Below are 25,873 nucleotides of genomic sequence, written 5' to 3' on the forward strand. Positions count from 1 at the left end.
CTTTGAATTAACTTAAAAAATTACAAACCAGATTTCAGGCTGGCTTCAATAAACTTGTCGAGATCACCGTCAAGCACCGCTTGGGTGTTACGGTTTTCGATACCGGTACGCAGGTCTTTAATGCGTGAGTCATCCAGAACGTAAGAACGGATCTGGCTACCCCAACCGATGTCAGACTTCGCTGCTTCATTCGCCTGTTTCTCTGCGTTCTGCTTTTGCAGTTCCAGTTCAAACAGTTTTGCGCGAAGCTGCTTCATCGCCTGATCTTTGTTCTTGTGCTGGCTTCGGTCATTCTGGCACTGCACCACAGTGTTGGTTGGTACGTGTGTAATACGTACCGCTGATTCGGTGGTGTTAACATGCTGACCGCCCGCGCCTGACGCACGGTAAACGTCGATACGCAGATCAGACGGGTTGATATCGATGTCGATATTTTCGTCCACTTCCGGGTAAATAAACGCAGAAGAGAACGACGTGTGACGACGACCGCCTGAATCGAACGGGGACTTACGAACCAGACGGTGAACACCGGTTTCGGTGCGCAGCCAGCCGTAAGCGTATTCGCCGCTGATACGAACGGTTGCTGATTTCAATCCAGCCACATCACCTTCAGACACTTCAATCACTTCGGTCTTGAAGCCTTTTGCGTCAGCCCAGCGCAGGTACATGCGCAGCATCATGGATGTCCAGTCTTGCGCTTCAGTACCGCCTGAACCTGCTTGCAGGTCGATATAACAATCAGAACCGTCGTGATCGCCAGAGAACATGCGGCGGAATTCCAGCTTCGACAGCTTCTCTTCCAAATCGCTCAGCTCCGGCTCGATTTCATCGAACGTATCCTGATCGTTTTCTTCTACTGCCAGTTCGAGCAGTTCGGTGATGTACTCGCCACCCTGATCCAGCTGATCGATAGTTTCTACTACCGCTTCCAGCGACGCGCGTTCACGACCTAACGCTTGAGCGCGCTCAGGTTCGTTCCACACATCAGGTTGTTCGAGTTCGGCATTAACTTCTTCTAGACGCTCTTTCTTGGCGTCATAGTCAAAGATACCCCCTAAGGACATTTGCACGCTCGGCAATGTCCGCTAGGCGGTTTTTGATTGGATTGATTTCAAACATGGTCACTTTTCTATGTTCGGAATGAGTTTTAACCGCCGAATTCTACAGAATTGCGGACGGAATATACAGAGTGTGATGGGGATCAAAGGAGAAATTTTCGGAGAAAAATGAGAGAAAAGCTAAAGGTCCTGGGTCCTACAGTATTTGAACTGTTTAGCAGAGCCTCTGGCTCTTGCTCCTCCTAGGACCTTCTTTTCCTAGGACCCCAGGACCTGCTCTTCCTTACCTAAACCGCCGCCATATGCTCGACCATCAACTGCACTGTGCGATTACCACGGAACTCATTCACATCGAGGCGATAAGCGACCTCGACCATTTGCACAGAGGGATCTGGCCAGCGACGCAAGTCAATGTTGAAGGCGATGGCGTCCACCATTTGTCCGCCCATGACAGGTTCCAGCATCATTTTCAGATGTTTTCCGCCCACCAGTTTTTGATGCAGCAGCTTGAACTTGCCATCAAACAAAGGTTCAGGGAAGCCTTGCCCCCACGGACCACCAGAGCGCAGTGTTTCAGCCACATCCAGACTGATCTCATTGGAAAGGAGTTCACCGTCTGAAAGCAGTACACCTTTCAGCTCTTCTTCGCTGATGGTGTTTTTTACGGCTTCGTCGAACAGTTTCGAGAAACGTTCAAAGTCCGCTTCGGCGATCGTCAGACCCGCCGCCATGGCGTGACCGCCGAATTTCTTAATCAGACCTGGGTTTTGCGTATCAATCACATCCAGGGTGTCACGCATATGCAGCCCCTGAATCGAACGTGCTGAGCCTTTGATAGTGCCTTCACCGCCATCCGCGAAGGCAATCACAGGGCGGTGGAATTTGTCTTTAATGCGTGATGCGAGGATACCAATCACACCCTGATGCCATTCGCGCTGGAACAGTGCAAGGCCGCAAGGCAGACTGCTGCCTTCACCAAATTGAAGACGCTCACAAATCGCCATCGCTTCTTCTTTCATGCCCTGCTCGATTTCCTTACGGCTTTGGTTCAGGGCATCCAGCTCACTTGCCATCTGGCGCGCGGCTTGAAGGTTTTGACACAGTAAAAGCTCAATACCAAATGACATATCATCCAAGCGGCCTGCAGCATTAATGCGTGGCCCCAAGGCAAAGCCGAAATCACTCGCCACCAGCGTCGTCATATTGCGGTTCGCTACTTCAATCAAAGCCTGAATACCCGGACGACATTTCCCCGCGCGGATTCGCATCAAACCCTGATGCACCAAAATGCGGTTGTTGGTGTCCAGCGATACCACATCGGCCACTGTACCCAATGCGACCAAGTCCAACAGTTCCGCCAAGTTCGGTTCAGCGATACCACGCTGGGCAAACCAGCCGTTATCACGAAGATGAGCACGCAGTGCCAACATCAGATAAAACGCCACACCAACACCTGCGAGCGATTTGGACGGAAAGCCACATTCGTTGAGATTCGGGTTCACCATAGCATCAGCATCCGGCAGCACTTCGCCCGGTAAGTGGTGGTCGGTCACGACGACCTGAATATCGCGGGCTTTGGCTGCCGCAACCCCTTCAATCGAGGACACGCCGTTATCCACGGTCATGATAAGTTCCGCGCCTTTGGCCGCAGCTTGCTCTACCACGTCTGGGCTCAAGCCATAACCATCGTCAAAACGGTTTGGCACCAAGTAATCGACGTTAGTGCAGCCCATCATGCGAAATGCCGTCACAGAAAGGGCCGAGCTTGTTGCGCCATCGGCATCGAAGTCGCCCACCACGATAATGCGTCGCCCTTCTGCCATTGCAGCTGCCAGCAGTTCTACGGCGCGTTCAATGCCATGTAGTTCGTTGTAATTCAGCAGCCCGCGAGCGCTTCGCTCCAGTTCACCTTCAGAGGTGATACCTCGGTTAGCGTAAATACGCTGGAGTAATGGCGGAATTGAAGCGGGAAAAGCAGCATCCTGTGCCGCGTGACGACGTTTTATTTCAATCATGGAATGAACCTGTGCCTGGCGGCGTTACCACCAAGTTGATGAATGCGGATTGAAGGGACATTGTAACGGGTGACGGAGAAAGAAAAAGCCCGAGCTCTGTTTTCGGTGAGCCACAAACGCAAAAGGCGCCGACTTTCGTCAGCGCCTTGAGTATCCAAGCAGGGATTAGCTTTCTTTTTGCTTCAGCACTTGCAGCAACTGAGGCGCAGGCAGATAACCGGAAAGCATGGTACCGTCTTCCAGCATGATGGCTGGCGTGCCAGTCACACCCATCGCGCTACCAAGAGACATGTGGCGGCGGATAAGATCCGTACATTCTTTAGTCTCTTCGTCGAAGTTTCGCGCTTTCGCCAGATTCATAGCATTGGCTTTGTCATCTGCACACCAAATAGCACTCATTTGGCCGATGTTTGGTGAGCGCTCACCCGAGCGAGGGAAAGCCAGGTAACGAACGGTAATCCCCAGATCGTTGTATTCCTGCATTTCACGGTGCAGCTTCATGCAGTACCCACAGGTGGTATCCGTGTACACATTCACTACGTATTTCTCGTCTTTCGCCGGATAGACGATCAACTCTTTCTCTACACCTGCCTCATCAAACAACTTCTTGTTGCGTTTGGCCTGAGTGATTTCAGTCAGGTTGATAGATTCCGTCGGTGTCGTGTGGAAAAGCTGGCCATAGATAAAGTAAGAACCGTCTTTATTGGCATAAACCACGCCGCCATTGGTCACGACTTCGTACAGACCTTCAACCGGTGCTTTTTCAATGCTTTCAACATTCAGGCGGTATTTTGTCAGTACATCAGCAATCGCCGCTTTATCTGCGCCTTCCGCAGCTTGTACGCCGAATGACAACATGGCAGAAGCAATCAGAGCGCGCGCCATCAGTTGTTTTAAATTCATAGTGTTCAGATCCTGAAAATGGGTTTGCGGGCAAACTGTCACTCACTCAGACCGGACAGAAACGAAAAAAATCCCAAGTGAGGTAAAAAAACACCCGTTCGGCTGCATTATGCCCGAGGATGGTGCTCCTGATGCAACTGTTTTAGTCGCTCAGTCGCGACGTGAGTATAAATTTGCGTGGTCGACAGGTCACTGTGCCCTAAAAGCATTTGCACCACTCGTAAATCTGCACCGTGGTTCAGCAAGTGCGTTGCAAAAGCATGGCGCAAAACGTGTGGCGAAAGCATGTCACCATCAATGCCTGCGAGCGCCGCATAAAACTTGATACGGTGCCAGAAAGTCTGACGGGTCATCATACGGGCACGTCGGCTAGGGAAAAACACATCCGAACTTTGCTCACCGAGCAATGCCGGGCGGCTGTGCGCCATATATCGCTCCAGCCAGTCGATTGCTGCCTCTCCCATCGGCACCAGACGCTCTTTGCCCCCTTTACCAATAACACGCACCACGCCCTGACGCAGACTGACATTTTCAGTGGTCAGACTGATAAGTTCAGTCACACGAAGACCTGTCGCATACAGCAGCTCCATCATGGCTTTATCGCGAAGCTCGAGAGTGTCTTCTACATCGGGTGCATCAAGCAGCGCTTCCACCTGCTCTTCTGACAAATCTTTTGGCAGGCGCTTTGGCAATTTGGGGCTGATCAATGTGGCCGTTGGGTCGTCTTCACGCTGCTTTTCGCGGTAAAGGTATTGGAAAAGACGACGCATTGCAGAGAGCATACGGGCACGGCTACTTTGCTTGTAATCCTGATCGAATAACCAATGTTGGTAATCCTGCAGTTTGGATGATGTCACTTGCACCAGAGCCACGCTGTCATTATCCAGCCACTGGCAAAGTTTGGTCAGATCGTTTCGGTAAGAGGCCAGAGTATTCTCAGATAACCCCCGCTCCATCCACATAGCATCCAAAAACTGCTCTACCAATGCCGCGTTTTGTTCCACGATTCACTCACTTAAGTTCGATTGTTGCTTCTCTCAAACTACCTCACCCCCGCATGAATGCAAGGTTTACCCTGATTAAGCAAAACGATTGCAGCAAAATGCGCCAAATCCTCGTGGTTTACAGGGTGGAGATACAAGGCCACGAGGAGTAGAATCCCCTCGACGCAACAGCAGGAAAAGCACATGAAAATAGGTTTGTTTTACGGCTCCACCACTTGTTACACCGAAATGGCGGCAGAGAAAATCCGCGATATCCTGGGTGACGACTTGGTGGATATTCACAACATCAAAGAAACGCCGGTTGACCAAATGAATCAGTACGATTTGCTGTTGCTGGGCATTTCCACCTGGGACTTTGGTGAGTTACAGGAAGATTGGGAAGCGGTATGGTCACAACTTAATGGCCTGAACCTACAAGGTAAAGTCGCCGCCCTTTTCGGTCTTGGCGATCAGGAAGGGTATGCCGAATGGTACCTTGATGCCATGGGCATGCTGCATGATGAGCTGTTGCCAACCGGCCTGAAATTTATCGGCTACTGGCCAAATGAAGGTTATACCTTTGAAGCCTCAAAAGCGCTGACCGCAGACGGCAAACAGTTTGTCGGTCTGGCATTGGATGAAGACAGCCAATACGAACTGAGTGATGAGCGCATCGCGACCTGGTGTGAGCAGGTGTTGGTTGAGTTTCAGGAAACGCTATAGCCCCTGAACCTGCAAGCCACCTTTCAGACATAAAAAACCACCGCATCCGGTGGTTTTTTTGTATGCCAATAACTTTGCTTTACGCGTGTGACGTCTCGTCTTTACGCTTACCCACAAAGCTCACTGCAACCAGCGCTATTGCCGTTGGCAGCAGCCACGCCATGCCATAGTTAAACAGTGGCAGCACTTTTAACGCAGACACATCAACGCCCGCGACTTTCGCTGCATCCAAAAGTGCAAACACCAAAGACACACCCAGTACCACGCGATATGCCAGTTGTGGGTTAGGCATAAAGCGGCGCAGGAACGTCAGAGCAATCAGCGCAATCGCAACTGGGTAGAGTGCAAACAGGACAGGAACAGAAATCGCGATCAACTGGTTCAGGCCTACGTTCGCTACCACTGCACAAGCAATAGACAGGATAACAACCCATTGACGGTAAGTGATTTTGGTCAGAGTGCTGAAATAGTCAGAACACGCTGAAACCAGACCGATAACCGTCGTCAGACACGCCAGTACAATGATGGTCGACAGGATGATTTGACCAGCAGGGCCAAACAGCGCCAGCACGTAAGCTGACAGAATCGCACCACCGTTTGCTGCGCCCGGAGCCACACCCGTCGCTGTCGCGCCCAGATAGAACAGAGAAACGTAAACAAATGCCAGACCCGCAGCCGCAATCACACCTGCATAAATCAGGTACTGACAGGTTTTCACCTGATCGGTGACGCCTTTCTTGCGGATAACATCAACAATCAGCATACCGAACATCAGAGCGGCGAAGGTATCCATGGTGTTGTAACCTTCAAGGAAACCTGTCGTGAACGCCTGATCCACATACGCCCCCTGCGCTGCCACGATATCGCCTTGTGGGTTCACCACAACTGCAATCGCCAGCACTGCCAGTGCCGCAAACAAGGCAGGCGTCAGCAGCTTACCAATAGTGTCGATAAGCTTGCCTTGAGACAGGGAGAAGAACATTGCGATGGCAAAGAACACCACCGAGAAAAGCGACAACTCGAACTGACCCGGTGCATTCAGGAAAGGCTTAAAGCCCATCTCATAGGCCACCAAACCAGCACGTGGCGCTGCAAAAGCAGGACCAATAATGATGAAAATCAGCACTGCCATCAGTGTAGCGACTGACGCTGGCAGATCGCGGGTCAGGCCTTTCCAGCCGCCACCCGCCACGGCAACCGCGACGATACCAATAAGAGGAAGGCCTACAGCAGTGGTCAAAAAGCCCAGCATTGCAGAAAAGGTGTGTTCACCTGCCAGAAAGCCCGCCAGAGGAGGAAAGATGATATTTCCGGCCCCGAGGAAAAATGCAAAGGTCATAAACCCTAGCGCGAGTATATCGCTAACCTTTAAACTCTCTTTCACTTCGTAATACCTATGTGTGTTTGCTTAATAATTGTGTAATCAACCGGTTAGCCTTTTGGTTATTTTTACTGCGCAATACCGATTACGCAGAATAATGACGAAGTTTCACCACACAGACAATAGAACATTAAAAAATAGATTATAAATCCATTTTTTAATCATTAATTGGCGTTTATAACCAACCATTAATCTTTAAGCGATAGAAGTTAAAGATCCTGACTGCAATAATCCATAACATAGCAGCAACATAATTATCTATTTTTTAAGCAATTGTCGACAATGGCAACAAGTAGAGTTCAAGAGGGTACCGTGAGTAAAGGCTTCAGATTCAAGCAATTTACTGTCGAAGATAAGGGCTGTGGCATGCCAGTCAGCACGGATGGCGTGCTGCTTGGCGCCTGGGCTGAAGCGGGAGAGTCTGATGAAGTGCTCGACATTGGCACGGGCTCTGGCTTACTGGCACTGATGATGGCGCAGCGGTTTCCCGCAATAAAAATCACCGCGCTGGATATCGATGAGCAGGCCGCCAACACCGCGCAATTCAATTCAGAACAATCTGCTTGGGCAGATCGGATAACTGTGCTGCATCAGGATATTGACGAGTGGGAAAACCCGTTGCAGTTCAATACTATTATCTGCAATCCCCCTTACTTTAACTCTGGCGAGCAAGCGGGCGATTCTCGGCGCGCCACTGCGCGCCACACCGACACCCTTTCTCACGACACCTTATTAAAAGTGATAAAGACTCGACTTTTACCCAACGGACAGGCTCATTTGATCTTACCTTCAGTGGAGGCTGATGCCTTGCTGGCGAAAGCCAAAGAGTATGGACTTTATTGCCAACGGCTGTTGAACGTACAACCAACCGCCAACAAACCAGTGAGTCGAAAGTTGATGTCGCTATCGAATCAGGAAGAACATGGTTTAGATGCCAAAACCTTGGTGATCCAGGCGGCGGGAAGCTATACAAACGACTTTATTTCGCTCACAAGAGATTTTTACCTCAAGATGTGATGATCGTACTTGAATTAGTCTCTATAATTCGCCCCCTAACTTTGAGTGGAGAAACAACGCGTGCGAACTTTTGCTGAACTAGAACTGGATCCTCAACTGCTACAAGCGCTGGATGACATGAGCTTCGAGCGACCAACAGCGATCCAGGCTGGCGTGATCCCTCATGGTATGGATGGCCGTGATATTCTGGCGTCTGCGCCAACGGGAACAGGAAAAACGGCGGCTTTTGTATTGCCATTGCTGCAACACCTTATCGACTTCCCTCGTCAGAAGCCGGGTCCTGCACGCGCCCTGATCCTGACTCCAACCCGTGAACTGGCCATTCAGGTTGCTGATCAAGCCCGCGCGTTGGCGAAATATACCGATTTAAAGATCATCACCATCACAGGTGGTATCTCTTACCAAGAACATGCTGAGATTCTGGGTAAGACACAAGACATTGTGGTTGCAACTCCTGGCCGTCTGATGGAATACATCGAAGCAGAACGCTTTGACTGCCGTGCGATTGAAAGCCTGGTTTTGGACGAAGCAGACCGCATGCTCGACATGGGCTTTGGTCCTGCCGTTGATAAACTCTCTACCGAATGTCGCTGGCGTAAACAAAGTATGCTGTTCTCCGCGACGCTGGAAGGTAAAGGCATTGAAGGCTTCAAAAACACCCTGCTGACCGATCCGGTAGAAGTAGAAGCTGAACCGCCACGTCGCGAGCGCAAAAAGATCACCCAGTGGTACTACCGCTGTGACGACATGGCGCATAAAAACGCCCTATTGAAATCTATCCTGACTGAACAGGCTGAGCGCGCGATCATCTTTGTGAAAACCCGTGAGCGTCTGGCTGCACTGCGTGAATTCCTGACCAAAGAGAAAGTGAATTGTGCATGGCTGCAAGGTGAAATGGCTCAGGCAAAGCGTACTTACGCTATCGAGCGCTTCACAACAGGAGAGATTAATGTTCTGTTAGCGACCGATGTTGCAGCACGTGGTATCGACGTGCCGGATATCGACCACGTCATCAACTTCGACCTGCCACGCAAAGCCGACGTGTACCTGCACCGTATCGGCCGTACCGCCCGTGCGGGTAAGAAAGGTAACGCCATTTCTCTGGTGGAAGCACACGACCAACCCATGATGGATCGTATCTGCCGCTACATGAAAGAAGACGTGAAAGAACGCTATGTTAATGGCATGAAGCCAAAACATAAGAAGCCGGAATTTAAGAAGAAAAAGAAAAAGCTTTCTAACAAAGAAGTAAAAGGAAAAGCCAAGAAAGCGGCGAAAAAAGCAGCGAAAAAATCCGCATAATCAAGCTTTTACTGGATTTTCAATTTAATTAGCGTTAAAAGAGGAGGCGAAAAGCCTCCTTTTTTATTTGTTTGCGATCGGTCGCAGATAAAAATTCTAGTTTGCTAATGGAATGCAGACTAAAGATCGGGCTCACAATCCGTCACATTGACAACACAAAATGTTAACAATTCAAGTAATTTTCGGATTATCCTGCCATTGGATAAAAAATCATCTATCCAATATTTTTTATTAGAGGGATCTTGTAATGCAATCTGTTGTTGATTTTTTAAACAGCATTATCTGGAGTCCAGTGCTTATTTACACCTGTTTGGGTGCTGGCCTGTTCTACTCCATCGTAACGCGCTTTGTTCAGGTTCGTCAGTTCAAAGAAATGACTCGCCTGCTGTTCTCTGGCAAAAGTTCTGAGAAAGGTATTTCATCTTTCCAGGCACTGGCCGTTTCACTTTCTGGCCGTGTTGGTACCGGTAATATCGCAGGTGTCGCCGCCGCGATCGGTTTCGGTGGTCCAGGTGCCGTTTTCTGGATGTGGGTTGTTGCCTTCCTTGGCGCTGCAACGGCTTACACTGAATCTACCCTTGCACAAATCTACAAAGAAGAAGACAAGGGTGAATTCCGTGGTGGTCCGGCTTACTACATTGAGAAAGCGATGGGTCAGAAGTGGTACGCATGGATTTTTGCCATCGCGACTATTTTTGCCTGTGGTGTTCTGCTGCCGGGCGTACAATCAAACAGTATCGGTAACGCCGTTGAAGCCGCATTCGGCTCTGGTGAAATGATTGAAACCGCGATTGGCACCTACAGCCTGGCGAAAATCATCACCGGCACCCTCATCTCCATTTTGCTTGGTTTCATCATTTTTGGTGGCGTGAAGCGAATCGCGAGCTTTACTCAGGTCGTCGTGCCTTTCATGGCGCTGGCTTACATCATCATCGCATTCGTTATCATTGCGCTGAACATTACTGAAATCCCAGGTATCGTTGCGATGATCATTGGCGACGCATTCACACCTATGGCAGGTGTTGGTGCGGCTATCGGCTGGGGTGTTAAGCGTGGTGTTTACTCTAACGAAGCGGGTCAGGGTACAGGCCCACACGCTGCGGCAGCCGCGAACGTTCAGCACCCTGCGCAACAAGGTCTGGTTCAATCCTTCTCTATCTACATTGATACCCTGCTGGTATGTTCTGCCACCGCGTTTATGATCCTTATCACTGGCGCATACAACGTTCACGGTGCGGGCGAAGCCTTCATTATCCAAAACGTTGCTGCAGACATTGCCGCGAATGGTCCAGTCTTCACCCAGATGGCAATTGAAAGCACCATGCCGGGCTGGGGCAAACCGTTCATTGCGATTGCACTGTTCTTCTTCGCGTTCACCACGATTCTGGCTTACTACTACATCGCAGAAACCAATGTGGCCTACCTGCGCCGTACCATCAAACTACCAGGCATGATGTTTGTGCTGAAAGTGATTCTGATGGCAGCGGTATTCTACGGTACCGTGAAAACCGCCAACCTCGCGTGGGCGATGGGTGACGTGGGTGTGGGTCTGATGGCTTGGCTGAATATTGTAGGCCTTGTGATCATCTTCTTCCTGAGCAAGCCTGCCCTTAAAGCGCTGCACGATTACGAGCGTCAGCAGAAAGAAGGGGTGGAAGAATATACCTTCGATCCTGTGAAGCTTGGTATCAAGAACGCTGACTACTGGGAGCGTCGCCTGGCACGTCGTACCCAAGACAGCGAAGCTTCGGATGAAGTCTCCGGTAAGCCGGTCAATCCGACTGCTTAATCGAGATTATTGAGATACAGAAAAGGTTAGCCTCGGCTAACCTTTTCTTTTTTCTGATTTTAAATGGCGATTACTGCTCTTCGCGCTTAAACACCAGTTCCTTGTCGCTCGACTCTTCAGCACAGAACCAGTATCCCGCCGTATCAAACTGCTTCAACGCGTCAACCGAATCAATGCGGTTGTCGATGATGTAACGCGCCATCATGCCGCGTGCTTTCTTGGCGAAGAAGCTGATGACTTTATACTGGCCGTTTTTCTGGTCTTTGAACACTGGCGTGATGATCTGCCCGTCCAATTGCTTCGGTTTGACTGATTTGAAGTACTCGTTCGAGGCGAGGTTCACCAGTACCTTGTCGCCCTGTGCGGCCAGTGCCTGATTTAGCTCATCCGTGATGATGTCACCCCAGAACTGATAAAGGTTAGTGCCGCGTGGGTTCGCCAGTTTAGTGCCCATTTCCAAGCGGTAAGGCTGCATCAAATCCAGAGGACGCAACAGACCGTATAGACCTGACAACATACGCAAGTGATTCTGCGCCCAATCAAAGTCCTCTTCACTGAAAGTTTCTGCTTCAAGGCCGGTGTACACGTCGCCTTTGAATGCCAAAACCGCAGGGCGGGCATTGTCGGTCGTGAACTCCGGCGACCACTCAGCAAAGCGTGCCGCGTTCAAACCTGCAATCTTGTCACTCACCTTCATCAGGCTCGAGATATCCGCCGGTGTCAGTTTACGGCACACATCAATCAAAGCTTCAGAGTGCTCGGTTAGCGTCGGTTGCGTATAACGCTCCGTCGCAAGCGGTGATTGGTAATCCAAGGTTTTTGCCGGAGAAACCACAATCAACATAGTGTCATTCCTTTCAATCTCTTATTAGCGCAAAGAGTAACACTGACCATCAAAAAAGCCACGCGATCAAGCGTGGCTTTTTCCGATAACTGCCATAGATGAAACCGAATGAATCACCGCGTAGGCGAGCGATTTTCCGATTCTGTGACTTGCGGTTTACCCCAAACGCCTGGCTCAATCTGGTTGAGCATATCAGGGTGATTGCGGCTGTTGAACGAAGGCACTTTGCCCTGTTTCACCTGCTGGTTGTAGTCTTTCGCCAGTGTCACCACGGTGCCGGATAGCAGCAGGATTGCAATCATATTGACGATCGCCATCAAGCCCATTGAAGTATCCGCCATGATCCACACCACTGGCAGTTCAGCCATCGCACCAAACATCACCATGCCAAGCACCACGCAACGGAACAGGTTCAAGCCGGCCTTGTGGTTATGCTCGAGGAATATCAGGTTAGTTTCCGCATACGAGTAGTTCGCAATGATCGAGGTAAACGCGAAGAAGAAAATCGCGACTGCCACGAAAATGCCCCCCCAGTCACCCACTTCGTTAGAAAGCGCACGCTGGGTCAGTTCAATGCCAGTGATTTCACTGCCCGGCATGTATTCGCCGGACATCAGGATAATTGCCACGGTAGCAGAACAGATAACGATGGTGTCCACAAACACGCCCAGCATCTGCACATATCCCTGAGACGCAGGGTGTGGCGGGTACGGCGTTGCGCTAGCTGCCGCATTCGGCGCCGATCCCATGCCCGCCTCGTTGGAAAACAGGCCACGCTTAATGCCTTGCACCATGCCCTGTGCCACTGTGTAACCCAACGCGCCCGAAGCCGCCTCTTCCAGACCGAAAGCACTGCGGAAAATCAGCGACAGCACATCAGGCACTTTTTCCAGATTGGTCAGCATGATGTACATGGCAAGCGCCAGATAAAGCAGCGCCATCACCGGCACAATCAACTCAGCCGTGCGGGCAATTTTTCGAATGCCACCAAAAATAACAAAGGCGGCAAGTACCACTAGCACAGCTCCAACATAGAGTGGATCAAAGCCAAAAGCGACGTAAGCTGCCTGAGTAATGGAATTAGCCTGTACCGAGTTGAACACTAAGCCAAAAGCGATAATAAGCAGCACGGAGAAGACCACGCCCATCCAGCGCATGCCGAGGCCTTTTTCCATGTAATACGCTGGGCCACCACGGAAGTTGCCATCGTCATCACGGGTTTTGTAAAGCTGCGCCAGCGTGCTCTCGGCAAAAGCCGTAGCCATTCCCAGCACGGCTATCAACCACATCCAGAAAATCGCACCTGGACCACCAAGAGTTAACGCAACAGCAATGCCCGCCATATTGCCCGTGCCCACGCGCGCCGCCAAGCTGGTACACAATGCCTGAAACGAGGAGATACCCTCTTTGTCTGATTTACGGCTGTTTTTCATCACCTTGAACATGTGCCCAAAGTGACGAATTTGAATAAACCCAAGACGCAGCGTAAAGAAAATGCCCCCACCGATCAGAAGATAGATGAGCACCGATCCCCAGATCAGGTCGTTTAAAAAGTTGATGAGACTTACCACGCCTACCTCTCTGTACGCATAAACTGATTCGCAGTGTCGTTGTTCTCCGATGCGGAGAAAATGCGATTTGATGCGACTGACGCAAGCCTAGCGTCTGCCGATAATGATGCGGGTCTCGTCGGCAAGAAAGCGTCACAAGAACCCCAAAACGTGTCGGTTTTGCGGCAGATCCCGCAAATTGCCGCGAGATGATGCTATCAGCCACGATAAAAATCAATATGAATTAAATTTCATACTTGATGAGCAAAAAATACCCACACATCAAGACCAAGCGTTTGCGTTACTGCTTTTCCATAACAGGAATAGAACATCGTGTTCACCTTGTCTGGCACCCTTTATGCATTTTATTCAATGTGTGACCAAATTCGATATTTCCCCGGTCTTTTGCTGTGACAGGGGCTTGGGGGACACCTCCCCAGATAAATTTGATGTTGTAGCTGTGAGACAACTTAAGGCACTGCAACTGCACACATTTTGCCCAGCGACGGAATAAAGGTGATTGCGTTCTCATAAAAACTTCACTGAGGTGCAACAAATGAGAAACACTTCAATTTTATTTTGTCGGAGGTTTGATACTTAATTAGCGACCGCAACGGTAAAACGAGGTGAATTTATGGATAGCTTTGCCTTTGATGATGTATTCGATCAAGAGCGACCACAACGCGGTGGACGAACCAAACAAGCAAAACGTAAGTGGAGAGAAATTGAGGCGTTAAAAGACAGACAGCGCCTGCGCAAAGAGCTGCAAGATATCGATATGCTCGGTGACTTCAACGACAGCGATTTCGATTTTTAAGTAGCGTACTCACTGGTTTAAATCGTCAATTTACTGACAACATAACATTGGAATTTTAAAGAAAAGGCACCCGACAAGGGGTGCCTTTTTTTGTCTGTCACTATGGGCCTTTGAGAGCAGCAGAAAGCTCTTTGAACCTGTCTGCCACCTGCTCACCAAACAGCGGATCAATATCCTCTTCCTCCCATTGTGTCTGCAGGTACTTCCAATCTTCAGTCGTCAGGGTTTGCTCCAACACAGGCAGGATGGTTTTCTCTTCCAAGTCCAGATGTTCTTTCTGACAGCCTACAAACCGGTTGAGTTTATTGGCAAAGAGATCGAGCGGAATGACAGCGTCCATCAATATCATGTCGACGGTATCCGCAAACTCAGCGGTTAAACCTGCCAGTGCTTCGTGCTCATCATCCAATCTGGCCACCCCCTCTGAATCAGGGTAATGCTGTAAGTAATAGTGGTAGATAAGGTCTTCTTTTGGATGGTGATACTTTTCAGCGTACTCTTGCAGGTAACTAACCGTGTCCTTAATCAGGCTGTAGTTAACGGGCCTTTCCTGCTGAATGGCCGTCAGCTTTTTCGACAACAGTTTAAGCAGCCGGCTGATGTTCCGGTGATCTCTATGAATGCTGGTTACTAACATAGCTCCTCCCTTTCTTCATTCACACCACGAGATCAGTCTATCGAACCGGACTGTTCACAAATTGCGCAAGGTCATTTTTTGTTCAGTTTCACCTTTGCAGTACATACAAACAAAAAGCCCGCGATGAAAATCACGGGCTTTCTAAAATCAATGAAACGAATCTATCCGTCGAGTTCTGGCTGCCAGTTAATCGGCGCTTTACCAGACTGGGTAAGCAGTGTGTTTGTGGTAGAAAAATGTTTGCAGCCCAAAAATCCACGATGCGCGGAAAGTGGAGATGGGTGTGGCGCTTCCAACACATGGTGACGGTTACGATCAATCACACGGCCTTTCTTGCGGGCGTGGGAGCCCCAAAGCAGGAACACGACACCTTCACAATGTTGGTTTACGGCTTCTATTACGCGATCTGTAAAGGTTTCCCATCCTAAGTGGGCATGAGAGTGTGCGTTACCCTGCTCGACCGTCAGAACGGTATTAAGGAGCAACACGCCCTGATCCGCCCAGCTTTTGAGGTATCCATGCTGTGGAATGATGAAACCTGGAATATCCTGAGCCAGCTCTTTATACATGTTCACCAGCGAGGGTGGCGTTTTGATACCGGGCAGGACTGAAAAACAAAGACCATGCGCCTGATTAGGACCGTGGTAAGGGTCCTGCCCCAGAATCACCACTTTCACATCTTCCAGCTCTGTAAAGCGGAAAGCATTAAATACGTCTTCCTTAGGCGGGTAAATCACTGTGCCTTTCTCACGGGCTTCCGCCACATAAGCCATAGTGTGTTTGAAATAGTCCTGTTCCTTTTCCTGGCCAATCACATCGTGCCAAGTCATCGCCTGTGTCATGCTTTCCCCAATCCTCTCTATTCTTCAGCGTCCGCTATTCTACGCAGAAACACGCTCAGATGCTGTGACTTCAAACTGACGTAACAAACGGATTTCATCCGCCCACGCTTCCGGTTTAATGGTCTCCAGAATCAATGGAATGCCATTGAAACGATTGTCTTGCATGATGACCTCAAAACACGGCAAACCAATCTCGCCCTCCCCCAACGCCTGATGACGATCAACCCGGCTACCAAAAGGCGTTTTAGAATCGTTGAGGTGCATACCACGCAGATACTGAAAACCGACTGTGTTATCAAACTCCGTAAAAGTCGCTTCTGCCGCGCTGTGAGTGCTAAGATCATACCCTGCCGCAAAGGCGTGGCAGGTATCAATACAGACACCAACACGGGATTTATCTTCCACTTGCGAGATAATCGCCGCCAGTTGCTCAAACGACCATCCAAGATTGGTCCCCTGACCCGCCGTGTTTTCAATCACGGCAACGACCTCTGGTACGGCTTGATGTGCCTGATTGATAGACTCAGCAATCAGGGAAAGGCAGGCTTCCTCGCTGATTTTCTTCAAATGGCTACCGGGGTGGAAGTTCAGCAAGGGTAATCCAAGGATTCGACAGCGCTCCATCTCATCAATAAATGCCGCGCGGGACTTTTCCAGCTTTTCTTCTTCAGGTGCACCCAAATTGATGAGGTAAGAATCATGTGGCAACACTGCCTCAGGAACAAAGCCATGCTTTTGGCAATTTGCTTTGAATGCCGAGACATTTTTCGCTTCCAGTGGCTTTGCCTGCCACTGTCTTTGGTTCTTGGTAAACAGTGCAAACGCATTGGCACCAATTGCCGCGGCGTTAACCGGGGCATTTTCTACCCCACCGGAAGCGGATACATGTGCTCCGATAAACTTCATCTTCTCTCTCCAGGTCGAAACCGTAACCGACAACATTTTAAGTTACTCATACCGTAAAAGTCCGTTTTGATTTGCATATCGCTCTAGCACCACCAGACTGTGCCATCACATGGACTTGGGGCGATATCCGCATGTATCCCAATGCAATTCACACGCCATAAATGTAGTAATTAAATTACATTTGTAATTTTTAACAGAATATCGTCTTGTTAAAAATTTGTTTTAAACCATATATTTGATCTTTTATTGATTCAAAACAAAAAATCCAAGGCGTAAATTTCGCATATTTTGATTGTATTTTGACTAAAATCAAAATACCCTTACAAAAAATAAGGTATACAAGTACCCAGCTCATCAATTGATGGAAAATTAAAACCACCAAGCCTATCAAAAGGGGAAGGATTATGATCACTGGTATTCAAATCACTAAAGCGGCAAACGACGACCTGCTGAACTCTATCTGGCTGCTGGACAGCGAAACCAACGAAGCACGTTGCGTTGCAGCAAAAGCGGGTTTCGAAGCGGATCAGGTTATCCCTGCAGCAGATCTGGGCGAGTACGAAAGCCGTGAAATCGCTATCGAAGTACCTGCAAAAATCGAAGGTGGTCAGCACCTGAATGTTAACGTTCTGAAGCGTGAAACACTGGAAGACGCTGCTAAGCACCCAGAAAAATACCCACAGCTGACTATCCGCGTATCTGGCTACGCTGTGCGTTTCAACTCTCTGACTGTTGAACAGCAGCGCGACGTTATCGCACGTACTTTCACTAACACTCTGTAATATTCACAGCGTTAGCAGAAGTATAAAAAAACCGGCCAATTGGCCGGTTTTTTTGTTTTCTGTCGCGTGAAATTAGCCAGCGACCTTCATCAGGTATTCACGCAGCTGAGCGAAATCCGCATCCTGCTCAACAGACAGCAGTTCCATCGCCGCGTGTTTTGCCAGAGGGCCTGGCAGCGGAATATCCTGACCCAGGATCTCGTCTACAGACTCTTTGAATTTCGCCGGGTGCGCAGTGCACAGGAACAAGCCGTATTCGCCATCCTGCAGTTGCTCGTCCAGCACACGGTAAGCAATGGCACCGTGTGGCTCACACAGGTAACCGCCATCAAACATCGCTTTCAGCGTTTCTGCCGTTTGCTCGTCAGTGACTGCACCTGCGCCCAGCTCGTTCAAACCCCAGCCTTGACGCTGACAAAGCTCTTCAATGCGCGGCCAGTTGTTTGGCTGGCTCACATCCATCGCATTTGAGAGCGTTGGAATGGTTGGCTCTGGCGTCCACTCACCGGTTTGCAGGTAACGTGGCACGGTATCATTCACGTTGGTTGCAGCGATAAAACGTTTGATTGGCAGGCCAATCGCTTTCGCCAACAAGCCCGCAGTCAGGTTACCGAAGTTACCACTTGGCACTGCAACCACCAGATTTTCGCGTTGTGCTTTGGTCAGTTGCGACGCAGCTTCAAAGTAGTAACAGATTTGCGCCATGAGGCGGCTAATGTTGATCGAGTTTGCTGAATTCAGGCCAATCGCTGCGCGAAGCTCTGCATCATCAAAGGCATTTTTCACCATCGCCTGACAGTCATCGAAAGTACCGTTGATGGCCACGGTGTGGATGTTGCCACCCAGCGTACAGAAGAGTTTTTCCTGCAGTGGGCTGATCTTACCTTTCGGATACAGGATAACCACGTTGATGTTTTCCATGCCGTAGAACGCATGGGCAACAGCGGCACCGGTATCACCAGAAGTAGCAGTCAGGATGGTTACTTTGCCGCTATCAGACACTGCTGCCAGCGATTGCGCCATAAAACGGCCACCAAAGTCTTTAAACGCCAGTGTCGGGCCGTGGAACAGCTCAAGTGCGCTGATTTGGTCTGTCACTTCCTCGACAGGCGCCGGGAATTGGAAGGCATTTTCCACCATGCTGCGCACGGTTTCTGGTGACAGTTCGTCACCGATGAATGCAGAGAGAATGTCGCTGCTGCGGCTGACAAAATCTTTGTCCAGCAGCGCATCAACGTCTTCAAATTTTGGCAGTTCGCTTGGGAAGAACAGACCCTGATTACGGCCAAGACCCTGTTTTACCGCTTGACCGAACGAAACCTGCTCGTCGTTTTCTTTGATGTTGTAAAGCTTCATAGTTCACTTCCTGTCACTGTCGATCCTTTCACATCCAATCGACAGATGTGGACAAATCCTTCTTCGTTCTGAACGTAATTTTCCTCTAGCCACTTCGCTACGCGCTCTGCCACGGCTTTGTCATCCGTGATGCTAAACAGCGTCGGGCCTGAACCTGAGATACCGGTCGCCAGTGCGCCTGCATCCTCTGCGTAATGTCTTGCTTCGGCGAAGCCCGGCAACAATTTCTCGCGGTAAGGTTCAGCGACCACGTCTTTGATCATGCTCGCAGCAAGCTGTGGTTGGCCAGAATAACAGCCATGGATGAAGCCTGCCAGATGGCGACCGTGATTAATCACATCCTGACGACGATATTGTGCAGGCAAAATCGCGCGAGCCTCTGCCGTCGGTACTTTGATACCCGGGTACGCCATCACCCAGTACCACTCGTCAAAACAAGGCACTTCCTGGCTGATGATTCCCATTTGTTCAACCATCAACTGCAGGCCACCAAGATAACATGGCGCCACATTGTCATAGTGGAGGCTGCCGGAAATCGCCGCTTCCATCTCGCCCATCAACGCCAGCAAAGTGGTTTCGTCCAACGCTTCATCATGGTACTTGTTCAGGGCATCAAGTGCGGCAACGATAGAACAGGCACTGGAACCCAAGCCTGAACCGATAGGCATGTTCTTTTCGAGCGTCATGGTGACGTGACGAACAGGCTGTCCCAGCTTTTCCATTTCACGGGAGAAGACCACGAAGCTCTGATAAACGATGTTTTCTTCCTGATCTTTCGGCAACTTATCAACAAAGCTACCAACGCAGTTCAGGGTAAAGGGTACATCGCCGCCATCTTCCACTTTCACGCGATCGCCAAGCAAAGTGCCATCGATGGGCGACACAGCGGCGCCCAATACATCAAAGCCTACACTGACGTTACCGATTGAAGCCGGTGCGTAAACAACAACGCTCATCTTATACCCCCAGTTTCCAGCCAAGTGTACGCATCAAGTCTGCAAACACACCTGCCGCTGTGACGGCAGTACCTGCACCGTAGCCTCGCAGTACCAATGGGATTGGCTGGTAGTAACGGCTGTAGAAAGCCAGCGCGTTCTCACCTTCCTTGATTTTGAACATAGGGTCGTCAGCATCCACCGCCTGGATTTTCACTGAGCACTTGCCGTTCTCGATGCTACCCACATAACGCAGCACTTTACCTTCGGCACGCGCATCGCTCGCCAACTTCTCGAAGTAAGCGTCAGCTTCCGGCAGTTTTGCCATAAAGGCTTCTACATCGCCTGAGGCATCAAAGCCCGGTGGCAATGCTGGTTCAACTTCAACATCTTCCAGCTCAAGGTGCATACCCGCTTCACGGGCAAGGATGAGAAGCTTACGTGCCACATCCATACCAGAGAGGTCATCACGTGGATCCGGTTCAGTGAACCCGCTCTCACGCGCTGCTGTCGTTGCTTCACAGAAGCTCTGACCTTCGTCGAGCTTACCGAAGATGTGAGACAGAGAGCCCGACAGGATGCCGGTGAACTTCTCGAGCTCGTCACCTGCAGCAATCAGGTTTTGGAGGTTTTCGATGACTGGCAGACCAGCGCCCACCGTGGTGTCGTACATGAACTTACGACGGGTCGCACGTGCAGACTTACGTAGCTGCTGGTAGTACGCCATGCCCGCCGTGTTAGCTTTCTTGTTCGGAGTAATAACGTGGAAGCCCGCAGACAGGAAATCTGCGTATTGATCGGCAATCGCCTGATCTGAAGTACAATCGATAAACACAGGGTTGATGATGTGGTTTTGCTGAACCAGACGTACCATGCGAGGCAGGCTGAAAGGCTCATCGGCTTTCGCCAGCTCATCACGCCAACTGTTCAAATCAATCCCTTTGCTGTTCAGCACCATGCCACGGCTGTTTGCCATACCACACACGCGGATAACAATGCCCTGATCAGCCAATTTCGCCTGCTGGCGTTTCACCTGCTCAATCAGTTCACCGCCTACACCACCCACACCCACAATGAAGACATCCAGGTAGTGGTTAGAGTTAAAGAGGTTCTCGTGACACGCTTTTACCGCTTCAGACACGCTGTCATCCGGGATTACCGCAGAGATTGAACGTTCAGACGAGCCTTGGGCAATTGCTACAATATTCACGTTCACTTCTGCCAGTGACGTAAAGAACTGGGATGCTACGCCTTTCGAGGTGCGCATCGCATCACCCACCAGAGACACAATCGCCACGTTATCTACAAATTCAACCGGCTCAAGCAAGCCGTCTTTCAGTTCCAGTTCAAAAGTTTCCTGCAGCACACGCTGTGCCATTGGCTTGTCTTCCGCTTCGATACAGAAGCTGATGCTGTATTCAGAAGAAGATTGGGTGATCAGGACAACGGAAACACCTGCTGCAGACATGGCACCAAAAACGCGGGCAGCCATGCCGACCATGCCTTTCATGCCAGGACCTGACACATTCACCATGCTCAGTTTGCTCAGGGTAGTGATCCCTTTCACTGCCAGGTTGTCTTCACCGCTGTCATTACCGATCAAAGTACCTGCACCCTGTGGGTTGGCGGTATTTTTGATCAGACAAGGAATATGGAAACGTGCGATTGGAAGAATGGTTTTCGGGTGAAGAACTTTTGCACCGAAGTAAGAAAGCTCCATGGCTTCCTGATAGCTCAGAGATTTAAGCAGTGTCGCGTCTGGTACCAAGCGTGGGTCACAGCTGTAAACGCCGTCCACATCCGTCCAGATCTCACAGCATTCAGCGCGAACACACGCCGCCAACACGGCTGCAGAGTAATCAGAACCATTACGGCCAAGGGTAACCAGCTCACCTTTTTCGTTGGATGCAGTAAAGCCAGGCATTAAACCGATATGTCCGGCAGGAATTGGCTCTTTTTTGAAGCGCTCAGAAGACACTTCAATATCAACAATACCTTCTACATAGTCGCCTTTAGACAGCAGGTATTTAACTGGATCGATAACGAAAGTGTTGTAGCCACGGGCTTCAAGCAACGCAGACATGGTTGCAATAGAAAGGCGTTCACCTTTACTGATGATGCGAGAGTATATGTTGTCAGGACAGAGCCCCAACAGTGCAATACCATGGATGTATTGCTTTAACTGGTTCACAGAGCGCTCTAGCTTGTCATAGAGCGAAGCTTTATCGATGCTTGGCTCCATTTCTTCCAGTCCGTCAAACAAAGCAGAAAAGATCTTCCTGATCTCAGCCACCTGGATCTCGGCTTCGCCATGTTTGACTGTGTTATCAATCACATCAACCAACAGGTTAGTGATCTTAGCAGGGGCGGACAGTACCGCCGATACCTCACTTTGGCAGGTATTGCTGGTGATGATCTCTGCTGCGCGGCTGAATCTCTCAGCATTTGCCAGCGAAGTACCACCAAACTTTAATACTCGCATCCTTTCCTCCAATTCCTTCCAGAACTCGCAAATTCAATAATAAAGGGGTTAAAAAAAAGCCCGTACCTTGTTGGGTACGGGCTTCTTTTTAAAATTCTGTGCATGTCAGCCCGCACCCGCACCAATGGTGTTGGTAATAATGGTGATAATGGTTGTAGTGCCGACTGTTTTAAGCATGGCTTTTTAACCTTCCGTGCTGCGTTTTTATAACCTTTACCGAACAAGGGTATCAAGGTCAACAAAAATTTAAGTTATCTCTCAAAAAAACGCTTCATTTCGCAAGTATTTCTAACGAATTTAAAAGATGAGAAACCGCACCATTTACCAGCATCTTCCTTGCTAAGAATGATTAAGGCAGACATAGTTAGTTGAATTGGACAGAAAATCAGCAACCGCGAAGGAGGGAACCATGGCAGTTGCGATGGAGGAATTGGTCGCCCAGACCATATTGCAAGGCTCTGATGCCATGTATGGCCGATTTTTAGATGTCACGGCTGGGGCACAGGAAAGGTTTGAGGCGCGCGACTGGAAAAGCGTGCAAAAAGCCCTGAAAACCCGCATTAACTTTTATGACCACCACGTGGGTCTTGTCAGCCAGCAGTTGAAAACCATGCTGGGAAGACAACACGCGACGCGTTCCTTCCTGATGGCGGTAAAAGCGGAGTACAGTCGCCTTTTGGACGATTACCCCCGCTATGACATCGCAGAAAGTTTCTTTAACTCTGTCTATTGTCGGATGTTCGATCACCGCAACATTCGCCGAGAGAAGTTGTTTGTAAACAGCTCTCAAGGTGGCCGCATTCCCAAATACCCAACGCCATTACTCAAGCGTTACTCTTCCGACAGAAAACTGATCCAAACCATTGAGCGTGTTCTGGATGACACCCCTTTTACTCTGACGTGGGTCAACAAGGCAAGGGACATTCACCGTATTGTCGAAGCCATGCAACGCAGGCTAGGCCCGCAATTAACTGAAGAAGTCACCATCGACATGGTGCGCGAACCTTTTTACCGGAATAAAGCCGCCTACCTAATTGGCCGCATAGATATGGCGAATCAGGTTCGCCCCTTGGTGTTGCCCATTCTGGTGAACTCAAAAGGCGAGTTGTATGTGGATGCCTGTATTACTGACTCTGACGAGCTCAGCGTGATCTTTGGCTTCGCCCGCTCTTACTTTATGGTGTTCGCCCCTGCACCCGCTGCGTTAGTTGATTTTCTTAACCTTCTGATGCCCCATAAGACGCCAGCCCAGCTCTACACGGCGATTGGATGTCAGAAACACGGCAAGACTGAGCTCTACAGGGAGTTCCTTCACCATATCGAATCTTCTGATGATCAGTTCGTTATTGCACCGGGGATCAAAGGGATGGTCATGTCGGTGTTCACGCTGCCTTCTTATGGCTTCGTCTTTAAGATCATCAAAGACAGATTCGCCCCGCAGAAGGACATCACCCACGCTGTCGTCAAAGAGAAATACCGCTTGGTTAAAGAGCATGACCGGGTTGGACGCATGGCCGATACCCTGGATTATCGCAACTTCATTTTCCCGAGAGAACGTTTTAGCGAAGAGTTGATTGAAGAGTTACTTGAGGTTGCACCATCACTGATCAAACTGACCAAAAATGAAGTCCATATTCGCCACCTCTATATGGAACGCAGGATGATCCCGCTTAATATCTACCTTGAGCAGGCAGATGACGATGAGTTGAGAAATGCTGTTCAGGAATATGGCGACGCAATCAAACAGCTGGCTGCGGCCAATATTTTTGCCGGTGACATGCTGTTCAAGAACTTTGGTGTGTCGCGTCACAGCCGGGTGATCTTCTACGATTACGATGAGATTTCTTATCTGACCGAAGTGAATTTCCGCAAAATTCCGCCACCTCGCTTTCCTGAAGACGAAATGGCTGCGGAGCCTTGGTATAGCGTGGGAGAGTTTGACGTTTTCCCGGAAGAATTCCGTACATTCCTGCTCATTAATCCAAAGATCCGAGCTCTGTTCGATGAGCTTCATTCTGATCTCTTTGATGCAAGCTACTGGAAAGACCTGCAAGAGAACATCAAACAAGGTCAATTTAACGACGTATTCCCTTATAGCGATGAGTGTCGTTTCACGAATCAGTAAAAATGAGACGCTGAGCAATCGGCGTCAATTTTCTAACACAATATAGGCATGCCACTTGCTTGATAATTAACCGCCAAACGCATTCGACGAAAAATTGCCGCATGCACAACGCGGTGGCGTAACCGACTGAATATACAGGCAGGGTGAGAGGGGAACCGAAATTTACCGATCTCTCTTTATCAAAAACAAAACAAGTGAACTAGACTGAAAACTCAGTCTAATAAGAACGAATCAGGGAAGGTGGCATAATGAAAAAAATCCTGCTCGCCGTTACCCTGCAATCAGTGGCGTTTTTTGCATTCGCGCAGGGTTCGTTACCGCTGTATGAATACGATGACCGAAACCAGAAAGCCTGGTTTTCGAGCTCCATTACAACTGGCAATCAAAGCTATGACAGTTGGACCATCAGTTCCGGTTATCACTATCCGGTGTTGAAAAACGTGAACGTGTATTTGGGAACTGAAGTCACGACTGAAACTGATCACAGTGCCAGCAGCAAAGGGTTGCTCAGTGGCATCCAATACAACTTTAACGAAAAGCTAAGTATCGGCAGTTCCGTTCAGGCTGAACGCGTCAATGAAGAAACCATCGGTGTGGTGGGAATGAGCAGCCAGTTACGTCTGACAGACAAGCTTAATCTGGAAGCCAAGTTCGATTACAACCTCAACCAGACACCAGCAGCCTCTGCCAATTATCAGCTCGGCGTGGGTTATCGTTTCTAGCCCAACCTGCTGCAAAGAGAAAAACCGCCTGTTGGCGGTTTTTTCGTTTCAGGCTTTAGACAGCTTTTAAGATGGCTCGCCAAACTCTAGCGGGTGCTGACTGATCATCACACCATTAAGATCAGCAAACAGATAATCCCCTGGAGAGATGGGAACCCCTTCAATACGGAGCTGAACATCTTCATCGCCCAGACCACGCTTTTCGGTTTTGATCGGGCAAACGCCCAAGGCTTTTACACCAAGCGCCATCTCACTTAATGCACCAGCATCACGGACAGCACCATAGATCACTATGCCTTCCCAACCATTTTCTACCGCTCGCTCGGCCAGCAAGTCGCCCAGTAATGCTCTATTGAGATTGCCATGTCCATCCACGACCAAAACGCGACCCGCACCGGGCTTACCCAGAATATCACGCACCTTGGAGTTGTCTTCATAGCAACGAAGCGTTTCCACCCGGCCAAAGAAAACGTGCTTTCCACCAAAATCTCGCCACTGAACAGGTACCCATTGCACTTCATCGCCATGTGCATCACTGATATCAGGCAGTAAGTCTTCCATGCTTCCTCCTATCAAGTATCTGTATCAAGCTAGCAAGATCCGCCCGCTTCGCCTTTCCCAACTTCCATAAAGCTGGCATAGCTCACTCAAACTTTGGTGTTAGTGACAAAGTGGGATTGAGTTGTGGTCAATTTCGGAAACTT

The 25,873-nt window shown here is 49.7% G+C and carries 22 protein-coding genes and 1 other annotated feature; of the genes, 8 read left to right on the forward strand and 14 right to left on the reverse strand.

The genetic code is table 11. The features are described 5' to 3' along the window. Positions 1-20: 20 nt before the first annotated feature. The 4 genes from prfB to xerD form a co-directional block, all read right to left on the reverse strand. Positions 21-1,119, reverse strand: a protein-coding gene (prfB, locus tag RN22_RS08365; protein ID WP_152442392.1) for a peptide chain release factor 2 whose coding sequence is annotated in 2 segments (ribosomal slippage) — positions 21-1,043 and positions 1,045-1,119 — 1,098 coding nt in all. Because the reading frame shifts where the segments join, the coding sequence is not laid out codon by codon here. Between the two features lie 226 nt (positions 1,120-1,345). Beyond that, positions 1,346-3,073, reverse strand: a complete 1,728-nt coding sequence (gene recJ / locus RN22_RS08370) for a single-stranded-DNA-specific exonuclease RecJ (protein WP_046303896.1) — start codon at positions 3,071-3,073, stop codon at positions 1,346-1,348. Between the two features lie 165 nt (positions 3,074-3,238). Then, positions 3,239-3,976 carry a bifunctional protein-disulfide isomerase/oxidoreductase DsbC gene (gene dsbC, locus RN22_RS08375; protein WP_046303897.1) on the reverse strand — a complete coding sequence of 246 codons (738 nt, stop codon included), beginning with the start codon at positions 3,974-3,976 and terminating at the stop codon, positions 3,239-3,241. Between the two features lie 107 nt (positions 3,977-4,083). Further along, positions 4,084-4,980 (reverse strand): site-specific tyrosine recombinase XerD, encoded by an 897-nt coding sequence (xerD, locus tag RN22_RS08380; RefSeq protein WP_046303898.1) that lies wholly within the window; start codon positions 4,978-4,980, stop codon positions 4,084-4,086. 183 nt (positions 4,981-5,163) lie between these two features. Between xerD and fldB the strand changes: the two genes are divergently transcribed. Then, the gene (gene fldB, locus RN22_RS08385; protein ID WP_046303899.1) at positions 5,164-5,682 is read left to right on the forward strand and encodes a flavodoxin FldB; all 519 of its coding nucleotides are present in this window, start codon (positions 5,164-5,166) and stop codon (positions 5,680-5,682) included. A 79-nt stretch (positions 5,683-5,761) separates the two neighbouring features. Here the strand turns inward: fldB and brnQ are convergent, their stop codons facing one another. Continuing rightward, positions 5,762-7,066 (reverse strand): branched-chain amino acid transport system II carrier protein, encoded by a 1,305-nt coding sequence (brnQ, locus tag RN22_RS08390; RefSeq protein ID WP_082111385.1) that lies wholly within the window; start codon positions 7,064-7,066, stop codon positions 5,762-5,764. A gap of 279 nt (positions 7,067-7,345) precedes the next feature. Here brnQ and RN22_RS08395 point away from each other — a divergent pair, with 279 nt between their 5' ends. The 3 genes from RN22_RS08395 (at position 7,346) to RN22_RS08405 (ending at position 11,171) form a co-directional block, all read left to right on the forward strand. Beyond that, a complete protein-coding gene (locus RN22_RS08395) occupies positions 7,346-8,080 on the forward strand; it encodes a tRNA1(Val) (adenine(37)-N6)-methyltransferase (RefSeq protein WP_197076271.1) in 735 nt (244 codons plus the stop codon). 60 nt (positions 8,081-8,140) lie between these two features. Beyond that, the gene (gene srmB / locus RN22_RS08400; RefSeq protein ID WP_046303902.1) at positions 8,141-9,382 is read left to right on the forward strand and encodes an ATP-dependent RNA helicase SrmB; all 1,242 of its coding nucleotides are present in this window, start codon (positions 8,141-8,143) and stop codon (positions 9,380-9,382) included. A 247-nt stretch (positions 9,383-9,629) separates the two neighbouring features. Further along, positions 9,630-11,171 (forward strand): sodium:alanine symporter family protein, encoded by a 1,542-nt coding sequence (locus RN22_RS08405; RefSeq protein ID WP_046303903.1) that lies wholly within the window; start codon positions 9,630-9,632, stop codon positions 11,169-11,171. A gap of 70 nt (positions 11,172-11,241) precedes the next feature. Here the strand turns inward: RN22_RS08405 and yaaA are convergent, their stop codons facing one another. Both yaaA and RN22_RS08415 read right to left on the reverse strand, forming a co-directional pair. Continuing rightward, positions 11,242-12,015 (reverse strand): peroxide stress protein YaaA, encoded by a 774-nt coding sequence (gene yaaA, locus RN22_RS08410; protein WP_046303904.1) that lies wholly within the window; start codon positions 12,013-12,015, stop codon positions 11,242-11,244. Between the two features lie 113 nt (positions 12,016-12,128). Next, positions 12,129-13,586, reverse strand: a complete 1,458-nt coding sequence (locus RN22_RS08415) for a sodium:alanine symporter family protein (RefSeq protein WP_046303905.1) — start codon at positions 13,584-13,586, stop codon at positions 12,129-12,131. A 613-nt stretch (positions 13,587-14,199) separates the two neighbouring features. Between RN22_RS08415 and RN22_RS08420 the strand changes: the two genes are divergently transcribed. Further along, positions 14,200-14,382: a DUF3545 family protein gene (locus tag RN22_RS08420; protein WP_002540400.1), complete on the forward strand. Its 183-nt coding sequence runs from the start codon at positions 14,200-14,202 to the stop codon at positions 14,380-14,382. A 100-nt stretch (positions 14,383-14,482) separates the two neighbouring features. On the opposite strand, the gene RN22_RS08425 is transcribed toward RN22_RS08420, so the two are convergent. The 3 genes from RN22_RS08425 to nfo form a co-directional block, all read right to left on the reverse strand. Then, positions 14,483-15,019 carry a hemerythrin domain-containing protein gene (locus tag RN22_RS08425; protein ID WP_046303906.1) on the reverse strand — a complete coding sequence of 179 codons (537 nt, stop codon included), beginning with the start codon at positions 15,017-15,019 and terminating at the stop codon, positions 14,483-14,485. A gap of 161 nt (positions 15,020-15,180) precedes the next feature. Further along, on the reverse strand, positions 15,181-15,861 hold the full coding sequence (ung, locus tag RN22_RS08430; protein ID WP_046303907.1) for a uracil-DNA glycosylase: 681 nt from the start codon (positions 15,859-15,861) through the stop codon (positions 15,181-15,183). 39 nt (positions 15,862-15,900) lie between these two features. Beyond that, the gene (gene nfo / locus RN22_RS08435; RefSeq protein WP_046303908.1) at positions 15,901-16,767 is read right to left on the reverse strand and encodes a deoxyribonuclease IV; all 867 of its coding nucleotides are present in this window, start codon (positions 16,765-16,767) and stop codon (positions 15,901-15,903) included. 404 nt (positions 16,768-17,171) lie between these two features. On the opposite strand from nfo, the gene grcA reads away from it, so the two are divergent. After that, positions 17,172-17,549 carry an autonomous glycyl radical cofactor GrcA gene (gene grcA, locus RN22_RS08440; RefSeq protein ID WP_002540405.1) on the forward strand — a complete coding sequence of 126 codons (378 nt, stop codon included), beginning with the start codon at positions 17,172-17,174 and terminating at the stop codon, positions 17,547-17,549. Positions 17,550-17,621: 72 nt separating this feature from the next. Here grcA and thrC read toward each other — a convergent pair whose 3' ends face one another. The 3 genes from thrC to thrA are packed head-to-tail and all read right to left on the reverse strand — an operon-like array spanning position 17,622 to position 22,322. Further along, positions 17,622-18,905 (reverse strand): threonine synthase, encoded by a 1,284-nt coding sequence (gene thrC / locus RN22_RS08445; RefSeq protein ID WP_046303909.1) that lies wholly within the window; start codon positions 18,903-18,905, stop codon positions 17,622-17,624. After that, positions 18,902-19,861: a homoserine kinase gene (thrB, locus tag RN22_RS08450; protein ID WP_002540407.1), complete on the reverse strand. Its 960-nt coding sequence runs from the start codon at positions 19,859-19,861 to the stop codon at positions 18,902-18,904. Before thrB ends, thrC begins: the two co-directional genes overlap by 4 nt. A 1-nt stretch (position 19,862) precedes the next feature. Then, complete coding sequence (gene thrA, locus RN22_RS08455) at positions 19,863-22,322, reverse strand: bifunctional aspartate kinase/homoserine dehydrogenase I (protein WP_046303910.1); 2,460 nt, start codon at positions 22,320-22,322, stop codon at positions 19,863-19,865. Between the two features lie 49 nt (positions 22,323-22,371). Beyond that, positions 22,372-22,489, reverse strand: a sequence feature (Thr leader region). Positions 22,490-22,731: 242 nt separating this feature from the next. On the opposite strand from thrA, the gene aceK reads away from it, so the two are divergent. Beyond that, positions 22,732-24,447 carry a bifunctional isocitrate dehydrogenase kinase/phosphatase gene (aceK, locus tag RN22_RS08460; protein WP_046303911.1) on the forward strand — a complete coding sequence of 572 codons (1,716 nt, stop codon included), beginning with the start codon at positions 22,732-22,734 and terminating at the stop codon, positions 24,445-24,447. Between the two features lie 248 nt (positions 24,448-24,695). Then, positions 24,696-25,169: a hypothetical protein gene (locus RN22_RS08465; RefSeq protein ID WP_046303912.1), complete on the forward strand. Its 474-nt coding sequence runs from the start codon at positions 24,696-24,698 to the stop codon at positions 25,167-25,169. A gap of 66 nt (positions 25,170-25,235) precedes the next feature. Here RN22_RS08465 and RN22_RS08470 read toward each other — a convergent pair whose 3' ends face one another. Then, positions 25,236-25,730 carry a putative 4-hydroxy-4-methyl-2-oxoglutarate aldolase gene (locus RN22_RS08470; RefSeq protein WP_046303913.1) on the reverse strand — a complete coding sequence of 165 codons (495 nt, stop codon included), beginning with the start codon at positions 25,728-25,730 and terminating at the stop codon, positions 25,236-25,238. Positions 25,731-25,873: the final 143 nt, after the last annotated feature.

This window comes from Grimontia sp. AD028 (genome assembly GCF_000973155.1).
In the GTDB taxonomy this organism is placed as follows: domain Bacteria; phylum Pseudomonadota; class Gammaproteobacteria; order Enterobacterales; family Vibrionaceae; genus Enterovibrio; species Enterovibrio indicus.

Coding starts and splice junctions, on each gene's coding strand:
- recJ (WP_046303896.1), bottom strand. CDS start 3,073: ATGATTGAAATAAAACGTCGTCACGCGGCACAGGATGCTGCTTTTCCC.
- dsbC (WP_046303897.1), bottom strand. CDS start 3,976: ATGAATTTAAAACAACTGATGGCGCGCGCTCTGATTGCTTCTGCCATG.
- fldB (WP_046303899.1), top strand. CDS start 5,164: ATGAAAATAGGTTTGTTTTACGGCTCCACCACTTGTTACACCGAAATG.
- RN22_RS08395 (WP_197076271.1), top strand. CDS start 7,346: ATGGCAACAAGTAGAGTTCAAGAGGGTACCGTGAGTAAAGGCTTCAGA.
- RN22_RS08405 (WP_046303903.1), top strand. CDS start 9,630: ATGCAATCTGTTGTTGATTTTTTAAACAGCATTATCTGGAGTCCAGTG.
- yaaA (WP_046303904.1), bottom strand. CDS start 12,015: ATGTTGATTGTGGTTTCTCCGGCAAAAACCTTGGATTACCAATCACCG.
- RN22_RS08420 (WP_002540400.1), top strand. CDS start 14,200: ATGGATAGCTTTGCCTTTGATGATGTATTCGATCAAGAGCGACCACAA.
- RN22_RS08425 (WP_046303906.1), bottom strand. CDS start 15,019: ATGTTAGTAACCAGCATTCATAGAGATCACCGGAACATCAGCCGGCTG.
- ung (WP_046303907.1), bottom strand. CDS start 15,861: ATGACACAGGCGATGACTTGGCACGATGTGATTGGCCAGGAAAAGGAA.
- nfo (WP_046303908.1), bottom strand. CDS start 16,767: ATGAAGTTTATCGGAGCACATGTATCCGCTTCCGGTGGGGTAGAAAAT.
- grcA (WP_002540405.1), top strand. CDS start 17,172: ATGATCACTGGTATTCAAATCACTAAAGCGGCAAACGACGACCTGCTG.
- thrC (WP_046303909.1), bottom strand. CDS start 18,905: ATGAAGCTTTACAACATCAAAGAAAACGACGAGCAGGTTTCGTTCGGT.
- thrB (WP_002540407.1), bottom strand. CDS start 19,861: ATGAGCGTTGTTGTTTACGCACCGGCTTCAATCGGTAACGTCAGTGTA.
- thrA (WP_046303910.1), bottom strand. CDS start 22,322: ATGCGAGTATTAAAGTTTGGTGGTACTTCGCTGGCAAATGCTGAGAGA.
- aceK (WP_046303911.1), top strand. CDS start 22,732: ATGGCAGTTGCGATGGAGGAATTGGTCGCCCAGACCATATTGCAAGGC.
- RN22_RS08465 (WP_046303912.1), top strand. CDS start 24,696: ATGAAAAAAATCCTGCTCGCCGTTACCCTGCAATCAGTGGCGTTTTTT.
- RN22_RS08470 (WP_046303913.1), bottom strand. CDS start 25,730: ATGGAAGACTTACTGCCTGATATCAGTGATGCACATGGCGATGAAGTG.